The organism is Chitinophaga sp. Ak27, from assembly GCF_012726295.1.
Taxonomy (GTDB): Bacteria; Bacteroidota; Bacteroidia; order Chitinophagales; family Chitinophagaceae; genus Chitinophaga.
The window spans coordinates 100,240-117,819 of record NZ_JABAOB010000008.1; the positions used below are offsets into that span (position 1 = coordinate 100,240).

Annotated in this window: 13 protein-coding genes; 7 read left to right on the forward strand and 6 right to left on the reverse strand. The window is 46.7% G+C overall.

Annotation, left to right across the window (positions count from 1 at the left end; genetic code table 11):
* Positions 1–31: 31 nt before the first annotated feature.
* The 3 genes from aroB to HGH90_RS24370 all read left to right on the forward strand — a co-directional run bounded on the left by aroB (position 32) and on the right by HGH90_RS24370 (position 3,437).
* Complete coding sequence (aroB, locus tag HGH90_RS24360) at positions 32–1,057, forward strand: 3-dehydroquinate synthase (protein ID WP_169192075.1); 1,026 nt, start codon at positions 32–34, stop codon at positions 1,055–1,057.
* 39 nt (positions 1,058–1,096) lie between these two features.
* Positions 1,097–2,359, forward strand: a complete 1,263-nt coding sequence (gene aroA / locus HGH90_RS24365) for a 3-phosphoshikimate 1-carboxyvinyltransferase (protein WP_168766333.1) — start codon at positions 1,097–1,099, stop codon at positions 2,357–2,359.
* Between the two features lie 70 nt (positions 2,360–2,429).
* Positions 2,430–3,437, forward strand: a complete 1,008-nt coding sequence (locus HGH90_RS24370; RefSeq protein ID WP_168766334.1) for a chorismate synthase — start codon at positions 2,430–2,432, stop codon at positions 3,435–3,437.
* Between the two features lie 45 nt (positions 3,438–3,482).
* On the opposite strand, the gene HGH90_RS24375 is transcribed toward HGH90_RS24370, so the two are convergent.
* From HGH90_RS24375 to HGH90_RS24390, 4 genes are all read right to left on the reverse strand, one after another.
* Positions 3,483–4,202, reverse strand: a complete 720-nt coding sequence (locus HGH90_RS24375) for an FKBP-type peptidyl-prolyl cis-trans isomerase (protein ID WP_168766335.1) — start codon at positions 4,200–4,202, stop codon at positions 3,483–3,485.
* A gap of 140 nt (positions 4,203–4,342) precedes the next feature.
* A complete protein-coding gene (locus HGH90_RS24380) occupies positions 4,343–6,235 on the reverse strand; it encodes a CocE/NonD family hydrolase (RefSeq protein ID WP_169192076.1) in 1,893 nt (630 codons plus the stop codon).
* 76 nt (positions 6,236–6,311) lie between these two features.
* Complete coding sequence (locus HGH90_RS24385; RefSeq protein ID WP_168741372.1) at positions 6,312–6,662, reverse strand: MmcQ/YjbR family DNA-binding protein; 351 nt, start codon at positions 6,660–6,662, stop codon at positions 6,312–6,314.
* A gap of 178 nt (positions 6,663–6,840) precedes the next feature.
* Positions 6,841–7,353: a hypothetical protein gene (locus HGH90_RS24390; RefSeq protein ID WP_168766337.1), complete on the reverse strand. Its 513-nt coding sequence runs from the start codon at positions 7,351–7,353 to the stop codon at positions 6,841–6,843.
* Positions 7,354–7,664: 311 nt separating this feature from the next.
* On the opposite strand from HGH90_RS24390, the gene HGH90_RS24395 reads away from it, so the two are divergent.
* Entirely contained in the window at positions 7,665–8,918 is a 1,254-nt protein-coding gene (locus HGH90_RS24395) for an ectonucleotide pyrophosphatase/phosphodiesterase (protein ID WP_211172675.1), read from the forward strand.
* Between the two features lie 76 nt (positions 8,919–8,994).
* On the opposite strand, the gene gcvP is transcribed toward HGH90_RS24395, so the two are convergent.
* Positions 8,995–11,862 (reverse strand): aminomethyl-transferring glycine dehydrogenase, encoded by a 2,868-nt coding sequence (gene gcvP / locus HGH90_RS24400; RefSeq protein WP_168766338.1) that lies wholly within the window; start codon positions 11,860–11,862, stop codon positions 8,995–8,997.
* Positions 11,863–12,026: 164 nt separating this feature from the next.
* Between gcvP and HGH90_RS24405 the strand changes: the two genes are divergently transcribed.
* The gene (locus tag HGH90_RS24405) at positions 12,027–12,521 is read left to right on the forward strand and encodes a YkgJ family cysteine cluster protein (RefSeq protein WP_168766339.1); all 495 of its coding nucleotides are present in this window, start codon (positions 12,027–12,029) and stop codon (positions 12,519–12,521) included.
* Between the two features lie 36 nt (positions 12,522–12,557).
* On the opposite strand, the gene HGH90_RS24410 is transcribed toward HGH90_RS24405, so the two are convergent.
* Positions 12,558–13,805 carry an MFS transporter gene (locus HGH90_RS24410; protein ID WP_169192170.1) on the reverse strand — a complete coding sequence of 416 codons (1,248 nt, stop codon included), beginning with the start codon at positions 13,803–13,805 and terminating at the stop codon, positions 12,558–12,560.
* A gap of 91 nt (positions 13,806–13,896) precedes the next feature.
* Here HGH90_RS24410 and HGH90_RS24415 point away from each other — a divergent pair, with 91 nt between their 5' ends.
* Both HGH90_RS24415 and HGH90_RS24420 read left to right on the forward strand, forming a co-directional pair.
* Complete coding sequence (locus HGH90_RS24415) at positions 13,897–15,126, forward strand: PQQ-dependent sugar dehydrogenase (RefSeq protein WP_169192077.1); 1,230 nt, start codon at positions 13,897–13,899, stop codon at positions 15,124–15,126.
* A 208-nt stretch (positions 15,127–15,334) separates the two neighbouring features.
* Positions 15,335–17,455, forward strand: a complete 2,121-nt coding sequence (locus HGH90_RS24420) for a carboxy terminal-processing peptidase (protein ID WP_168766340.1) — start codon at positions 15,335–15,337, stop codon at positions 17,453–17,455.
* Positions 17,456–17,580: the final 125 nt, after the last annotated feature.

The window sequence follows — 17,580 nt, forward strand, 5'->3', positions numbered from 1 at the left end:
ATTTTCCTGAATGCTAAAAGCAAATTGCTACATGCAAAAACAAACCCACCAGTTTCAACAACAGGAAACTACCTACTTCTTAGGCGAAAGCCTGTTGCAACTGGGCAACCACGTAGACCCGAACAGGGCGGTACTGGTCATAGATGAAAATGTGGAACGACATCACGGTCATCATCTCCATAACTGGAAAAAAATCGTGGTACCGGCAGGCGAAGAAGTGAAGAACATGGCAACGGTAGAAAGGATCATCGACGGACTCACCGCATATGAAGCCGACCGCAAAACTACGCTGGTAGGCATCGGTGGCGGTATGATCACAGATGTAGCCGGATTTGCAGCCAGCATTTACATGCGCGGCATTCCCTTCGGCTTTGTACCTACTACCTTACTGGCCCAGGTAGACGCTTCTATCGGTGGTAAAAACGGGGTGAGCCACGGTAAACATAAAAACCTGCTGGGTATTATCCGTCAACCAGCTTTTATCCTGTTCGATTATACGTTGCCGTTAACCATGCCTGCGGAAGAATGGCATAACGGTTTTGCCGAAATCATCAAATATGCCTGTATCATGGATGCAGCGCTGTTTGATTATCTCGAAAAGAACAAAGACAAGGCGTTATCGCGTGATGTAGCCGTACTGGAATACCTGGTGGAAAAGTCAGTGGCTGCAAAAACAAAGGTGGTACTTGAAGATGAGCTGGAAAACGGTCCCCGTCGCTGGTTGAACTTCGGTCATACCCTGGGACATGCAGTGGAGAAACTGGAGCATATCGCACATGGTAAAGCAGTAGCTATTGGCATGGTGGCAGCCACCCGTTTTTCAGAAAAGCTGATGAACCTGCCTGCAGATCAGACAACACGCCTGATACGGTTAATCAACGACTATCAATTGCCGGTTGCATTTACGTCAGATAAAGAAGCTGTGTTTGATATTTTCAAACTTGACAAAAAGCGGGAGAAAGACGTAATACATTTTGTATTACTGGAAGAGATAGGAAAGGCGACTACAATGCCGGTACCCATTGCAGAACTGAAACAGTTACTGCAGGAGTTGTAAAAAAATTTCTAATTCATTTAAAGGCGGACGAATATACATATGCAAGTTACTGTATCACCAGCTATCATTAAAGGCACCGTTACGGCCAATCCCTCCAAGAGCGCTATGCAACGCGCAGTAGCAGCAGCTTTGCTGGCTAAAGGGACTTCTATCATCCGTAATCCGGGCCTGAGCAATGATTGCCTGGCAGCCCTGGAAGTAGCCGAAAATCTGGGCGCTAAAATTAAAAGGGAGCACGATTATTTTGAAATCACCAGCAACGGTGTACAACCGTTTTATGATGAAATCAATTGCGGCGAATCAGGGTTAGGTATCCGTATGTTTACCCCCATCGCAGCGCTGTCTTCCCTGGCTATCACGATTGAAGGACATGGCAGTTTAACTACCCGCCCGATGAACTTCTTCGAAGAAGTGTTACCGCAGCTGGACGTAAAATGCAGTACCCGGGAAGGTAAATTGCCACTGCATATACAAGGTCCACTACAGCCTAAAGATATTACCATCGATGGTTCCTTAAGCTCCCAGTTCCTGACCGGTTTGCTCATGGCTTATGGGGCCGCGGCAGAAAATGCTACCATCACCGTAAAAGACCTGAAAAGCAAACCATACATTGCGTTAACCCTGCAACTGATGGCACATTTTGGTGTACAGGTGGAAGAAAAGAATTTTGAAACATTCCATTTTGGAAAGAAGCAGGCCTATAAGCCTTGCGACTATACGGTGGAGGGCGACTGGAGCGGCGCCGCTTTCCTGCTCGTAGCAGCAGCGGTAGCTGGTAAAGCAGAGGTGCAGCACCTCAATGTAGCCTCGGCGCAGTCTGATAAAGCCATCCTGGAAGCGCTGGAAAAAGCAGGTGCGCATATCATGTCGGGCGTATTTACCGTAAATATAGAAAAAGGTGGCCTCAGGGCATTTGAAATAGATGCCACTGATTGCCCGGATCTGTTCCCTCCTTTAGTTGCATTGGCAGCTAACTGTAACGGCACTACGAAAATAAAGGGCGTAAGCCGCCTGGCCCATAAAGAAAGTGACCGTGGTATAACATTACAGGAAGAGTTTGGAAAGATGGGTATTCAGATCGATCTGCAGGGAGATATCATGCTCGTACATGGTGGCACTGGTATTAAAGGCGCTACGGTACATTCCCACAACGACCACCGTATTGCCATGGCTTGCGCCGTAGCTGCCCTCACGGCAGATGGACCGGTAGTCATTGAAAATGCGGAAGCGATCAATAAATCTTACCCGGAGTTTTATGATCACCTCGCATTATTAGGTGGTAAGGTAGCTATCCTGGCGTAATTTAGCAGCAGGCACCCTGCATTGACAGTTCAAAGCAGGATGCTGTTTTTTCACTTTAAATCATCAGCGTGTGAACAGTTTTGGCAGATTATTCAGGGTCAACGTTTTTGGAGAATCGCATGGCGCCAGTGTAGGCGTAAATATAGATGGGATACCAGCAGGTATTCCGTTGAAGCAGGAAGACTTTTTAGCCGACCTGGAACGCCGCAAAGGCGGGTCAAGAGGGACCACTCCCCGTAAAGAGGAAGACCTTCCCTTTATTAAATCCGGCGTATTTAATGATCATACTACCGGTGCCCCGGTAACGATACTTTTTGAAAATAACAATACACGTAGCGCAGATTATGAAAAGCTGCGTGAATTTCCCCGTCCCGGCCATGCCGACTTTGTAGCCACCGAAAAATTCGGCGGCTTCGAAGATTACCGTGGCGGCGGACATTTCAGCGGCCGTCTTACCTTAAACCTGGTAGCGGCAGGGGTGATTGCCAAGAAAATTTTAGGCAGCAATATTCAGGTAAATGCCACCATTACAGAGGTGGGAGGATATACTAATGCTGAGGAAGGATTAGAGGCCGCTATAGCCGCTAAAGATTCAGTAGGTGGTATCGTGGAATGTGTAGTAGAGGGACTTCCCATCGGTTTAGGAGAGCCTTTCTTTGACTCATTGGAATCAGCACTTGCGCATGCAGTGTTTGCCATCCCGGCGATTAAAGGCATTGAATTCGGCGCCGGCTTTGCTGCCGCCAAAATGAAAGGCCTGGAACATAACGATGCGATCCTTGATAAAACCGGTAAAACAGCTACCAACCATGCTGGTGGAGTAGTAGGAGGAATTTCCAATGGCAATCCACTGGTGTTCAGGATTGCGGTTAAGCCTACTTCCAGCACACCTAAAGAACAACAGACACTGAATATTAAAAGTGGAGAAGTGGAAACATTCAGCGTAAAAGGTCGCCATGATCTTTGTATCGCGCTCCGCGTACCCGTGGTACTGGAAGCGGTGACCGCCATAGTACTGGCAGATTTTATGCTGCTGGAACAGCGCAGGCCCCGTGTATGGACAGCTACAGGCTTTTAAATATAAATATCCGGCTTTCTGCATACAGAAAGCCGGATATTATTACTATTGTTCGATCGCGAGCAATTCTACATCAAAAACCAACGCCGCTCCCGGGCCAATTTTAGGGCCAGCGCCACGGTCGCCATATGCTAGCTCAGAAGGAATGAACAGGCGCCATTTAGAACCTACCGGCATTAATTGCAGTGCTTCTGTCCAACCCTTAATCACGCCGCTCACCGGGAAAGAAATAGGTTGACCTCTCTCTACAGAACTATCGAATACAGTACCGTCAATTAAAGTACCATGGTAATGTGTTTTTACTTTATCATTGATGGTAGGCTTAGGACCATTACCTTCTTTCAAAATCTGGTACTGTAAGCCATCAGGAAGCGTTACAACGCCCGGTTTCACTTTATTTTCCGCCAGGAATTTCAGTCCTGCTTCGCGGTTTTTGCTTGCTTTCTCAGCTTTGAGCTGTTGCAGATAGTTACTAATGCTCATATCTATTTGATCTTTTGGCAGTAATGATGTTTGATTTTTCAGGGCCGCTTGTATGGCTTGTGCTAATATAGCAGTATTAATATTCTCCAATCCCTGTGCTTTCAGGTTTTCGGCAATGCTAACACCTATACCGTAGCTCACGGTATCCAGGCGTGTTTTCAATACCGGGGCTTTAACGGCGGCAGGTTTGGCCACTGGTTTCTTCGGTGTAGGTTTGGTTTGACTGAAACCTTGAACAGACAAGCATCCCAGCGCACCTATAAACAGGTATTTTTTGTACATAAATGAATGATTATCGAAATAATAAGTAAAATAAGGGTTTTTAAGAAAGTGCAAGTTAATATTTTACCTGATACCGCTGGGCCGGCCAGGTTTTTTGGCATGCTACGGCTATCCGCCACAGCATGCTAAAAGACCTGTTATTATTTGACTACAGGCAGTATTACGTTGGAGGGATGCTGTGCATCATGATAGATGCGGATGGTAGCTTTTTTAAAGTCCTTATCAGTAGCCTTATAGATATCCATGAACTGCTGTGGATTGCGGTCGGCCAGTGGGAACCAGCTGCTCTGCACCTGTATCATAATACGATGTCCCTTCTGGAAAGTATGGGCTACATCCGGCAGAGTGAACTTTACCGTGGTGGGCTGATTAGGAACAAATGCTTCCGGCGCTTCATAGCTGTTGCGGAATTTGCCCCGCATGATATCACCCCGTACCAGCATCTGGTAACCGCCCATGGGATAAGTAGCAGAGGGTATCCGACGATGCTCACTGGCTTCAGCTTCTTCATATTTAAAATCATCTGGGAATACATCAATCACTTTTACTACGAAATCGGCGTCTGTTGTGCTGGTGCTGGCTACCAGGTCGGCCACCACAGGACCTGCCAGCGTAAAGTCCTGGTCCAGTGCTTCACTTTCAAAAACGGCTACATCGGGCCTGCGGGCGGCAAAGCGCTGATCATCGGTCATGTAGTTAATGGTCCGGTTAAAATGTACATCTTCGGTATAAGGTACTGGTTTGGCCGGATCACTCACGTATTCGCTGAAGCTATTGCTGGTAGAAGGCTTGCTGAAAGATAATTTGCCATTTTCCTGTAGGTAAACAGGCGCTTCCTGCATAGCTGCCGGAGGCCATTTAGGCAGTTGTTTCCAATTGTTTTCGCCGGTAAAGAAGACAGTAGCTTCTGCAATAGCAGGGGCTTGTCCTTTACCTTTCAGGTAGTAGTTAAAGAAAGGAATCTCAATATTGTTAGCATAGTATTCGGATGTGTTGCTGCCAAAGCGAACATTGCCCAGGTGAGTACCGTCGTTGGAAGCCCATTGTCCGTGGTACCAGGGACCCATTACAATGCGGTTGTTGGCATTCGGATTTTTTTCTTCTATCGTTTTGTAAGTATTCCAGGCGCCAAAGCAATCTTCTGCATCAAACAAGCCGCCTACTTCCAGCATAACGGGCTTTACATTTTGGAGGAAATTACGCACGTTACGGGCTTTCCACCAGCTGTCGTAAGTAGGGTGGGCATACATTTCATTCCAGAAAGGAACGCTGTCCCCAATAATTTTGGAGAAGTTGGGCAGAGCGCCGGTTTCGAGGTAGTACTTATAGTTGTCGTGCGTATAATAGGTGATGCCTTTAGGCCCTTCTGTGGTAGGTTTTGGATGCGGATGGTCGAAAACTGTGTAAAAAGAGAAGGCATCGGTGAGCATGAAAGCACCGTTGTGGTGAAAGTCATCGCCTATAAACCAGTCGGTCACGGGCGCCTGCGGGCTCACCGCTTTCAATGCGGGATGTCCGCTCAATGCAGCCATGGTAGAATAGAAGCCTGGATAAGAAATCCCAAAAACGCCCACATTACCGTTGTTGCCTGTAATATTCTTTACCAGCCAGTCGATGGTATCATAGGTGTCGCTGGCTTCATCGATATCTTTCTTCCCTTTTTTAGCAGGATTAAAAGGGCGGACATTCACAAATTTCCCCTCACTCATCCAGGTACCTCTCACATCCTGGATCACCATAATATAGCCTTCTTTCAGGTATTCTTTATAGTGATTTTTGTATAAAGGACGAAAGGCATTTTCCCCGTAGGGCGCGCAGGAATAGGGCGTACGGGTCATTAAGATCGGGTGCTTTTCAGACTGATCTTTAGGCATGTAAATGGAGGTAAATAATTTTACTCCGTCGCGCATGGTGATGTACACTTCTTTCTTGGTGTAATGTTCGTACATCCAGAGGGAGTCCTGGTTAACGGCTTTACACGCAACCGGTAACAGGAACATCACGGCGCAGGCCAGCAGCAGCCATTTTCTCATAAACAGTATTTTTAGATTTAGATGGTGGCTAATGTAATAAAAAAAACGGGGACAGCCCCGTCTATGTGGGGAATGGTTATTGTCCCAGCTTTTCCCGGTCTTTTTTCGGCAGGCTGGCTACTACCAGGTTATACGAGTTTTTGATCCACTCCAGCAGCAGTTTATTGGGAATGCCCGAATGTACATCTACCGTATTCCAGTGCTTTTTATTCATGTGATAGCCAGGAATCACGCCTTCATATCGTTCCCGTAATTCAATAGCTTCCTCGGGATCGCATTTCAGATTAACAGATCCAAAGTCCTCGATATTAGCAAGGGCAAATACTTTTCCTTTTACTTTATACACAAGGGTTTCCTCTCCGAAGGGGAATTCTTCCGTTACGCCGGGAAGGGCCAGGCAATATTCCTGAAATTGAGCCAGGTTCATAATGGATGCAGTTTACAGATTTTTGTATGTAGATGTTTGCATACAAAAATCTGTAAAATTTGGGAGATATGGTTTATTTCCCAACCGTAAACAATATAGCCTTCATGACAAAGAAAGCTATTTGTTAACTTACAACATCCATTGTCATGAGGGCTATTTATTTGGATCAAGATAAACTCTACTTCTTGCTGATACTGATAATCACACGGGAATATCTTGCATAGGTAATTTCTACTTCCTGGCCGGCCCGGTAACCTTCCAGCGCTCCGCGCATCCAGTAAAACAAACGTTTCTTTTTATTTTCCAGCAATATCATAATGTTGGTCTGACTATCGTTGTTTTCCAGGTAAACGGCTTCCATAGGCGCCTGCACTGTACCTTTCTGTAATGCGGTAAGATCCTTTTTAATTGCCCAATAACGGATATCTGTCACCTTGATCAGGGCAAATACCAAAGCTACTACAAAGCTCAGCAACCATATCCAGAACCAGAAATTCTTAAACGACAGCAGGGAGTCATCTGCATCGCCCAGTTTGTTATGTGTGTACAAATAGATTTGAGGAATGATAGCTGCTACCATTAATAAACCAAAACCAATTAAAGCAAACTTGGTTAACTGTTGCTTGTTCTTTTTCAGCGCGTCCTGCAATAAAAAATGTTCCTCTGTGGTGATAAAGGTATAGTCAGACATAGTTTTGAAATGGTTTTTCAGTTGGCTAATATATAGATAAACAATTAATTAATATAATTTATATATATAAAATTTTACTCAGTGATTATGATTTTGCCGGATTATTGGTATTTTATAGTAAAATGTGTTAAAATATTATTATGTGTGTGAGATAGAAACCAGTAGATGTTAGGACCACTGTAAACGTGTTAACGTATATATAATTTCTCCATGTCGCCACGAGTGGAAATAGTTTTCTAATTTGCAATCCATCTAACCCATCATTTGTTATACTTCCCCAGCTTAAACCTGTTAATAATAAAACGACAATAGTGAAAAGGATTTTTTTATTCGCCGCCGCCCTGTTGCTGATCACCATAGGCAGCCAGGCGCAGGATACTGCCCAGTTAACGGTACCGGAACGGAAAAACAGCGCTACGCAACAAACCAGGCCTTATGTGATCATGATATCGATTGACGGATTTCGTTATGACTACGCCGAAAAATATAACGCCACACAACTGCTGCGGCTTTCCGGCAACGGCATACGGGCTACTGCCATGCAACCCTCTTTTCCTTCCCTCACTTTTCCTAATCACTATTCCCTCGTTACTGGCCTGTATCCGGCACATCATGGACTGGTAGATAATCTTTTCTATGACCGTAAAAGAGATGCCGTCTATAAGGTAGGTAACCGCGATGCCGTAGAAGATGGCACCTGGTACAATGGCGTCCCATTGTGGGTGCTGGCAGAAAAACAACAAATGCTCAGCGCCAGCTACTTCTGGGTAGGATCGGAAAGCGCCATACAGAACGTCAGGCCCACCTACTATTTCAAATACCAGGAGAAGACGGGGATCGATCAACGTATTCAGACAGTGGTAAACTGGCTGCAACTGCCCGAAGAACAACGCCCACACCTCATTACCTTTTACTTCCCTGAAGTAGATCATATGGGACATAAATACGGACCCGATTCCGACAGTACCCGCAACTCGGTGCAGTTTGTAGATGCCGCCATCGGCAAAATGGTAGCCGCTGTGAATCAACTTCACCTTCCGGTCAACTTTATCGTGGTATCCGACCACGGTATGATGGAAGTAGATACGGTACACACCATCAGCATTCCCGATGTCCCGCAATTAGAGCCATTGAAGAAAATGCCCGGCAATGAAAAGATGATGTACTACGGGAAAAACGAAACCGAAATAAAAGCAGCATACGATTATCTGAAGAAGAATGAAAATCATTATACGGCATACCTGAAGCAGGAAACACCCGCCAGGTGGCATTATGGACAAGAAGATATCTACAATCGCATCGGCGACATCATATTGGTAGCAGAAGCGAATTATGTATTTGGCCAGTCAGGCAAAATGCAACATCCCGGACATCACGGGTATGATAATAATCTTACTAACATGAATGCCATATTCATGGCCTGGGGACCAGCTTTCAAAAACAATATCCGTATCGCTACTTTCGAAAACGTACAGGTTTATCCGTTAGTTGCCCGGATCCTTGGACTGGATATAACCCAGCCGATAGATGGAAAACTGGAAGTACTGGAACCCATTCTAAAGTAACAGGCCATTAAACATATATAAAAAGGGCGAATCATTATGATTCGCCCTTTTTATATATGTTTAATGGCCGCAGGGCTTAGATGCTCGCTGCTTCTTCTGCGTAAGCACTGGCAGGTTCACAGGTGCATATCAGGTTTCTGTCGCCGAAGGTGTTATTGATACGGCTTACAGATGGCCAGAATTTATTTGCTTTTACATAGTCCAGCGGGAAGGCTGCCTGCTGACGGCTGTATGGACGTGTCCACTCATCGGCAGTGATCAGGAGCTGTGTATGTGGCGCATTTTTCAATACGTTGTTTTGTTTATCCACACTACCGTTTTCTACTGCACGAATTTCTTCGCGGATAGCTAACAGCGCATCACAGAAACGATCCAGTTCACCTTTATCTTCACTCTCGGTAGGCTCAATCATAATAGTACCCGGAACCGGGAAGCTCATGGTAGGAGCGTGGAAACCATAGTCCATCAAACGCTTGGCTACATCTTCTGCTTCTATGCCGGCGGAGGCTTTAAACGGACGGAGGTCTACTATAAACTCATGCGCACAGGTACCGTTAACGCCTGTATACAGGATATCGTAAGCCTTTTCCAGTCTTGCCTTCATGTAGTTGGCATTCAGGATGGCATATTCAGATGCTTGTTTAACACCGTTGGCTCCGAGCATACGAATGTAGGCGTAAGAGATCAACAGGATGCTGGCCGAACCAAATGGTGCCGCAGATACCGCGTTGGATTTTTTACCATCGTTCAGGCTAACGTGACCGGGCAGGAACGGAGTCAGGTGTTTGGCAACACAGATCGGGCCCATGCCAGGACCACCACCACCGTGAGGGATAGCAAATGTTTTGTGCAGGTTCAGGTGACATACATCTGCACCAATCAGGCCGGGAGCAGTTAAACCTACCTGCGCATTCATATTGGCGCCATCCATATATACCTGTCCGCCATGTTCGTGAATGGTAGCACAGATATCTTTCACGCTTTCTTCGTATACGCCATAAGTAGATGGGTAAGTGATCATAATACCCGCGAGGTCTTTGCTATAAGCAGCCGCTTTCGCTTTCAGATCTTCTACGTCGATGTAACCGTTTTCCAGCGCTTTTACAATCACTACCCTGAAACCTGCCATTACCGCAGATGCCGGGTTGGTGCCGTGTGCACTGATAGGAATCAGCATTACATTGCGGTGTCCCTGGCCAATGCTTTGTTGGTATGCACGGATCACCAGCAAACCAGCATACTCGCCTTGCGCACCACTGTTAGGTTGCAGGCTGCATGCATCAAAACCGGTAATCTTGCTCAGGTATTCACCCAGTTCGGTAGCCATCTGTAAATAACCGCCTACCTGGCTTTTAGGCGCAAATGGGTGCATTTTGCTCCAGTGTGCCCAGCTTAAAGGAATCATCTCTGTAGCTGCATTCAGTTTCATGGTGCAGGAACCGAGCGATATCATGGAAGTATTCAGGGAAAGATCTTTATTTTCCAGCATTTTCAGGTAGCGCATCATCAGTGACTCGCTATGATAGCTGTTAAATACAGGGTGTGTGAGGTAAGCAGAAGTACGCTGTAAGTCGGCTTGAATACCAATGACACCTGCTGTTACTTCCGCAGCATCTGTTTTTCCTGCGCCAAACAGGTGCAGGATATCGTTTACATCCGCAATGGTAGCTGTTTCATCCAGGGAAATACCTACGCTGCCATTAGCAAAATAACGGAAGTTAATACCAGCTGTTTCTGCGGCAGATTTCACATCTGCATTTTCTACTACAATGGTATCAAAGAAACTGTCAGCAGCCAGTTTCAGCCCTTTCGCCTTCAATTTCTGCGCCAGTGTATTGGTGAGCAGGGAAATACGGGTAGCAATGTTTTTCAGTCCTGCCGGGCCATGGTATACGGCATACATAGCAGCCATATTGGCCAGCAATGCCTGGGCAGTACAGATATTGGAAGTAGCTTTTTCACGTTTGATATGCTGCTCGCGGGTTTGGAGGGCCATACGCAGCGCGCGGTTACCCTGTGCATCAATGCTTACACCAATGATACGGCCGGGAATGGAACGTTTAAACTCGTCTTTCACGGCAAAGAATGCAGCGTGCGGACCACCAAAGCCTAATGGAACGCCAAAACGTTGGGCAGAACCAAAGGCCGCGTCAGCACCCATTTCGCCCGGAGAGGTGAGCAGGGTTAATGCCAGCAGGTCGGTAGCTACTCCAACAAAAGCACCGGTAGTGTGTACGCGCTCAATAAATGCACGGTAATCGGCAGTAGCACCTACGTTATCAGGATACTGCACTAATGCGCCGAAATAAGCAGTGTCAAATTCGGCTGCTTTATAATCGCCTACTACTACTTCGATATGCAGCGGTGTAGCGCGGGTATAAATTACATCCAGTGTTTGAGGATATACGTTGTTATCCACAAAAAACTTAGGTCTGGTTACATGATCATGATCTTTGTTCAACGCGTTGAAGAACATGGTCATTGCTTCCGCCGCTGCAGTGGCTTCATCCAGCAGGGAGGCGTTGGCAATCGGCAAACCGGTCAGGTCAGCTACCATCGTCTGGTAATTCAGTAAGCTCTCCAGGCGGCCTTGAGAAATTTCTGCCTGGTAAGGAGTATACTGGGTATACCATCCTGGATTTTCAAATACATTACGCAGGATAACACTCGGGGTAATGGTATCAAAGTAACCCTGGCCAATATAGTTGCGATATACCTTGTTCTTCAGTGAAACTTCTTTCAGGTGACGGAGGTAATCACTCTCGCTCATTGCAGCAGGAATCGCCAGCGGCTGTTGCATACGGATGGCGCCCGGAACGGTCTTGCTGATCAGCTGGTCCAGGTTGGAGGCCCCAATGGTTTCCAGCATCTGGTTGGTCTCCCCTTCATTCGGCCCTATGTGACGGTGCACGAATTCATTTTGTTGAATATCAAAAAGATTCATGATGTAAGCAGGTAATTTGAAATAGAATGCGCAAAGCTATGCAGATTTTGTACAACGGCCAAACAATCAGCAGGGGCGGGGTAAAACGGTGATAAAAGCCACCCCGTCGGATACAGACTATGTCATAATTTTGTCCAACTGTTAATTACTTATCTTTGCGGCAAATGAGCAAAATACTAGAAGACTGGGAACAGAAAGCCCGGGATAAGCAAAAGGTAAACAAACAGTTTCTGACCAAACTGCAAACCCGCCGTGGAAAAGGCGTAGAGAAGATGCTCCCGGAACTGCATGAGGAGGCATTCAGTAAAATTGATTGCCTGCAATGCGGCAACTGCTGTAAAACCATCAGCCCCCGCTTTAAAGGACCCGATATCCGCCGCATTTCCAAACACTTAGGGATGAAGGAAGGCGAATTTATCGATACTTACCTCCGGATCGATAGTGATGAAGATTACGTGGTGAAATTTACGCCCTGTCCCTTCCTGGGCGCCGATAACTATTGTAGCATCTATGAGGTACGCCCCGGCGACTGCGGCAACTATCCTTATACAGATAGCTACGACTTCTTCAAACGCCCTAAAATCACTTACGAAAACAGTACGGTATGCCCGGCCGTTTACTACGTGTTGGAAAAGTTGAAAGAAAAAATGAATTTATAAGGTCTCAGCTTTCAGTAATACACTGAAAGCTGACTATTATGCTTTTAAGTCCAGCTTACGCATTGCCGGCGATATCACGTAAGTGGTAATCACTACACCCAGCGTAACACAGCCCCCAAACACTACTGAAGGCACCAATCCCATAGCCCTGGCCATAAAGCCGCTTTCAAAGGCACCCAGTTCGTTCGAGGATCCCACAAACATAGAGCTCACAGAAGCCACGCGCCCACGCATATCATCCGGTGTTTTTAACTGCAGGATCGTTTGACGGATAATGACACTGATCCCATCGAGCGAACCGCTGATCAATAAAGCAAAAATGGACAGGTAGAAATTTTTCGATAAACCGAAAAGTATAATGGTAAGCCCAAAGCCGAAAACTGCCGCCAGCAGCTTAATGCCCGGTTTGTATACCAATGGCCGGTGTGCGAGGATAAACATAGTCACCAGCGCACCTACGGCTGGCGCCGAACGCAATAAGCCATATCCGAAGGAACCTACATGCAGTACATCCGTAGCGAATGCCGGTAGCATAGCCACCGCTCCACCAAACAATACGGCAAACATATCCAATGCCATAGCATTCAATACTACCTTGGTTTTCCACACAAACCGCATTCCCTTTGTCAGCCCATCCAGGAAACCTTCGCCCTTGGCCTGGTAGTAAACCGGCTTAGGTGCTATTTTTATGATGCTGAATAAAGGGGGAAACAACATGAAAACAACAATCAACATCGACCAGTGTACCCCAAACCAGTGGATGAAAAGTCCGCCCAGCGCAGGCCCCAGCACACCGCCGATCTGCCAGGCCGAACTGCTCCAGGTAGAAGCATTGGCATATAGTTCACGCGGTACCAACAAAGAAAGTAAAGTGAAATTGGCCGGACTTGTAAAAGCCCTGATAATACCACCGAGGAAAACCATTACATAAATCAGATTCAGTACCCATTCTTTGGAAATGCCGGCTACGGCACGATCCCAGGTGAGGAGGAACAACCCGGAACTAATAAACACGTAGGCAATGATACATTTCATTAACATCCCCCGCTTCTCCCGCTTATCTACCAGGTGGCCGGCAAAAGGCGCCAGCAGCACAGCTGGTATTACTTCCGATAAACCAATCAATCCCAGTGAAAAAGGATCTTTGGAAATCTCATATACTTTCCACTCTATAATGGCAAATTGCATAGCTAATGCAAACACAATTGCAAAGCGGATAACAAGATAATAATTGAATTCAGGGAACCGCAACGATGCGTAAGGGTCATTCTTTTTCGGTGCCATCGTGTCCAAGCTATCGTGTTTTGCCTGCAAAGATACACATAAAGCTTTCTGCTTTCTTCATTATATTTATTCTGCACTAATACTGCATGCTATGAAGCTATTTCCCCTGATGTTATGGACATTATTGCCGGTATTGCTTGTCCAGGCGGCTTGTGCAAACAATGCCCCCAACGAAAAAGCAGGTAAACCCGCCGATGCCCCGGTATATAAAGCAAAGCTCCAGTTGGTCACCGATGCCTTTATATCTCCCGTAAACATGGCAGTACCAGGTGATGGTTCCGGCAGACTATTCTTCTGTCAGAAAGAAGGGAAAATATGGATTGTAAAGCAAAATAAGCTGCTCCCGGCTCCCTTTCTCGATGTAAGCCGGGAGCTGGTAAACATTAACCCGGGGTACGACGAAAGAGGACTGCTGGGAATGGCCTTCCATCCTGAATTCCACACTAACCATAAGTTTTATGTGTATTATAGTGCGCCAGCTGTGAAAAAAGGATATAATCATACCAGCCGCCTGGTGGAATTCACCGCCAGTGCTACCAATCCTAATGTGGCCGACCCGGCCTCCCGGCGGATAGTAATGGAGATCGATGAACCTGAGTCCAACCACAACGGCGGCCAACTCCAGTTTGGCCCTGACGGTTATCTCTACATTGGCCTGGGCGACGGTGGCGGAGGCGGAGATAGGCACGGTACCGCCGGCAATGGGCAAGACCTGTCGACCTTGCTAGGGAAAATATTACGGATTAATGTAAATGGTACGCCCTATACTGTCCCGCCAGATAACCCTTTTGTGAATCATCCCGACGCCAGGGGCGAAATTTGGGCCTATGGGTTGCGTAATCCATGGCGTTTTTCGTTCGACAGGAAAAGCAAACTGCTCTTCGCTGCGGATGTAGGACAAGATAAGTATGAGGAAGTGGACATCATTATCCGGGGAGGCAACTATGGCTGGCGAATCATGGAAGGTCTGCACGACTACCAGGCGCCTGCCGGAGCCAACAAATCCGGCTTGATAGCGCCTATTCATGAATACAGCCACGATCTGGGGATAAGTATCACCGGAGGCTACGTATACCGGGGCAATATGATCCCGGCACTGAAAGGAGCCTACGTTTTTGGCGATTACAACGGGAAATCTTTTGTATTGGTTCCCCAGGGAAAAAGCTGGCAGCGTGTCAACCTCGAGCTGGTAGGCCGTCCTGCCGAAAATATGCAGATCCTTAGCTGGGGAGAGGATGAGCAGGGAGAACTGTATATGTTGACAAGCATTTCGGGGAGAAATGGTTTCCAGGGCGCCATTTATAAGTTGGTAAAAGCCTAGGGATGCCCAACATTTCAGGTGCCTTTACCGTTTAATACCCGGCGTGGGCGTAGTTTAAACCCGCCGACAGCAGGTCGCCGGAACGCCGCATATCTGGCCCGGCGCCCGTTTGGCCCAATTTTTTGTTAAAAGGAAGTAAATTACTCAGGCAACGGGTGATTTTATTTTATATTTGATTTGACAACATTTAAGTTCAATTGAGATACATATGAGACTGAAAGTGATTATACCGGTTGTGCTGCTTAGCATCTCCGCAGGGGTGTTGGCTTTTAATAAGCTCGGACATACCGACGACCCCCCCGGACGTTATGAGGTGATTATGAACCTGGTAGGCCAGATGCTGAAAGAAGGGCACTATCAACCGAAAGCAATAGACGATAAATTCTCCACCGAAGTTTTTAATAAATACCTGCGTAGCCTGGATACTGAAAAGAAGTTTTTTCTCAAATCTGATGTGGAAAAACTGCTGCCTTTATCCACGCATATCGACGATGAGCTGAAAGGTGCTCCCATCGATTGTTTCCGCAGTATCAATACATTGATTAAACAACGCGTGGCAGAAGCAGCCGCTATCTATCCGGAAATTCTTGCCCAGCCCTTCGATTTTACAGTGGATGAGAAAGTAACCCTCGACCCCGATAAGATCGACTACCCTGCCGACGAAAAAGCACGCAAGGAAGCATGGCGCAAAGTGCTGAAATACCGTACCCTCGAGAAACTCACAGATCTCCAGGAAATGCGGGAGAAAGACAAAGGGAAAGACAGCGTGAAAGCAAAAACGGATACAGAACTGGAAGCAGAAGCCCGTGTAAAAGTGAAGCAACTGTACGATCGCTATTTCGACCGTTTAAAGACCAGGCAGAACGATAACGACCGCTTCAACCTGTATGTAAACGCGATCACTACCACCATGGATCCGCACACCGACTACTTCCCACCCGATGAAAAACGCGCGTTTGAAGAACAAATGGCCGGTAAATTCTTTGGTATCGGTGCACAACTGAAAGAAGAAGGCGATAAAATCAGGGTGGTAAGCATCGTTACCGGTAGCCCCAGCTGGAAGCAGGGACAACTGAAAGCCAACGATGTGATCCAGAAAGTAGCTCAGGGAAATGCAGAACCAGTAGACATTACCGGTTATCCTGTGGAAGACGCTGTAAAACTGATCCGCGGTAAAAAAGGTACACCGGTAAAACTCACCGTGAAAAGCGCCGACGGTACCGTAAAAGATATTACCATCATCCGCGATGAAATTGTTACAGAGGAAACGTTTGCTAAATCCGCTATCATCAACGGTCAGCATAAAATTGGTTATATCTATCTGCCGGAATTCTACGCCGACTTCAACGATCGCAACGGCGCCCGCAGTGCTGACGATGTAGCAAAAGAAGTGGCTAAACTGAAGGCAGAGAAAGTAGAAGGCATCATCCTCGACCTCCGTTTCAATGGCGGTGGATCTTTACAGGACGTAGTACAAATGGCTGGTCTCTTCATTCCCGAAGGTCCGGTAGTACAAGTACGCTCCCGTGGCGGAGATGCGGTGGTATTACGCGACCGCGATAAAAACGTACAATACGAAGGCCCGCTTGCCATTATGGTAAACGAATACAGTGCCTCTGCTTCCGAAATTATGGCCGCTGCCATGCAGGACTATAAACGCGCAGTGATCATTGGCAGCACCCAAACTTTTGGTAAGGGTACCGTGCAACGTCTCTTCAACCTGGATGATTTCTACCCGGTGAAAGACGGCGGCAGCCTGGGCGCCCTGAAGCTCACCCAACAAAAGTTCTACCGTGCCAACGGTGGTTCTACACAGCTGAAAGGCGTTGCTTCCGATATCGTATTGCCAGATCCTTACTACGAAATTGCAGAACGCAAAGATTCCGACGCCCTGGCCTGGGACGAAATTCCCCGTGCTAGCTTTACTGCCTGGTACAACCCGGTGAATGCAGAATCGCTGAAAAGAAACAGTGAAAAAAGAATGGCCGCCAGCCCAGCCTTCAAACTGCTCAACGAAAACCTAAGCACACTGAAAAAACTGGAAAAACAGGAAACTTATTCACTGAACCTGCAGACCTATAAAACAGAACAGAAGTCTAACACCGCTGCACTGAAAAAATACGATGCAGTAAACGATAAAGTGAAAGAACTGAACATCATCAATATCAAATCTGATATGGAGAAATTTGGTGGCGACTCCTCCAAAATAGCCCGTAACAAAGATTGGCTCAAGGTGAGAACCAAAGACATTTATCTCGATGAAGCAGTAAATGTGATGAACGACCTGATTGTACAATCGCTGCCAAAAATGCAACGTAAGAATCAGTAAGCATTCCCTAGATAGTAAGTATAAAACAACATAAAAGTGGGCCCGTCTACGGACGGGCTTATTTTTTTATACCAGGTAGCCGTTATATAGCCGGCTGTTCTGGCATAAAAAAGCCCCCGATCTGA

Coding starts and splice junctions, on each gene's coding strand:
- gcvP (WP_168766338.1), bottom strand. CDS start 11,862: ATGAATCTTTTTGATATTCAACAAAATGAATTCGTGCACCGTCACATA.
- aroA (WP_168766333.1), top strand. CDS start 1,097: ATGCAAGTTACTGTATCACCAGCTATCATTAAAGGCACCGTTACGGCC.
- HGH90_RS24415 (WP_169192077.1), top strand. CDS start 13,897: ATGAAGCTATTTCCCCTGATGTTATGGACATTATTGCCGGTATTGCTT.
- HGH90_RS24420 (WP_168766340.1), top strand. CDS start 15,335: ATGAGACTGAAAGTGATTATACCGGTTGTGCTGCTTAGCATCTCCGCA.
- HGH90_RS24380 (WP_169192076.1), bottom strand. CDS start 6,235: ATGAGAAAATGGCTGCTGCTGGCCTGCGCCGTGATGTTCCTGTTACCG.
- aroB (WP_169192075.1), top strand. CDS start 32: ATGCAAAAACAAACCCACCAGTTTCAACAACAGGAAACTACCTACTTC.
- HGH90_RS24390 (WP_168766337.1), bottom strand. CDS start 7,353: ATGTCTGACTATACCTTTATCACCACAGAGGAACATTTTTTATTGCAG.
- HGH90_RS24385 (WP_168741372.1), bottom strand. CDS start 6,662: ATGAACCTGGCTCAATTTCAGGAATATTGCCTGGCCCTTCCCGGCGTA.
- HGH90_RS24375 (WP_168766335.1), bottom strand. CDS start 4,202: ATGTACAAAAAATACCTGTTTATAGGTGCGCTGGGATGCTTGTCTGTT.
- HGH90_RS24405 (WP_168766339.1), top strand. CDS start 12,027: ATGAGCAAAATACTAGAAGACTGGGAACAGAAAGCCCGGGATAAGCAA.
- HGH90_RS24410 (WP_169192170.1), bottom strand. CDS start 13,805: ATGGCACCGAAAAAGAATGACCCTTACGCATCGTTGCGGTTCCCTGAA.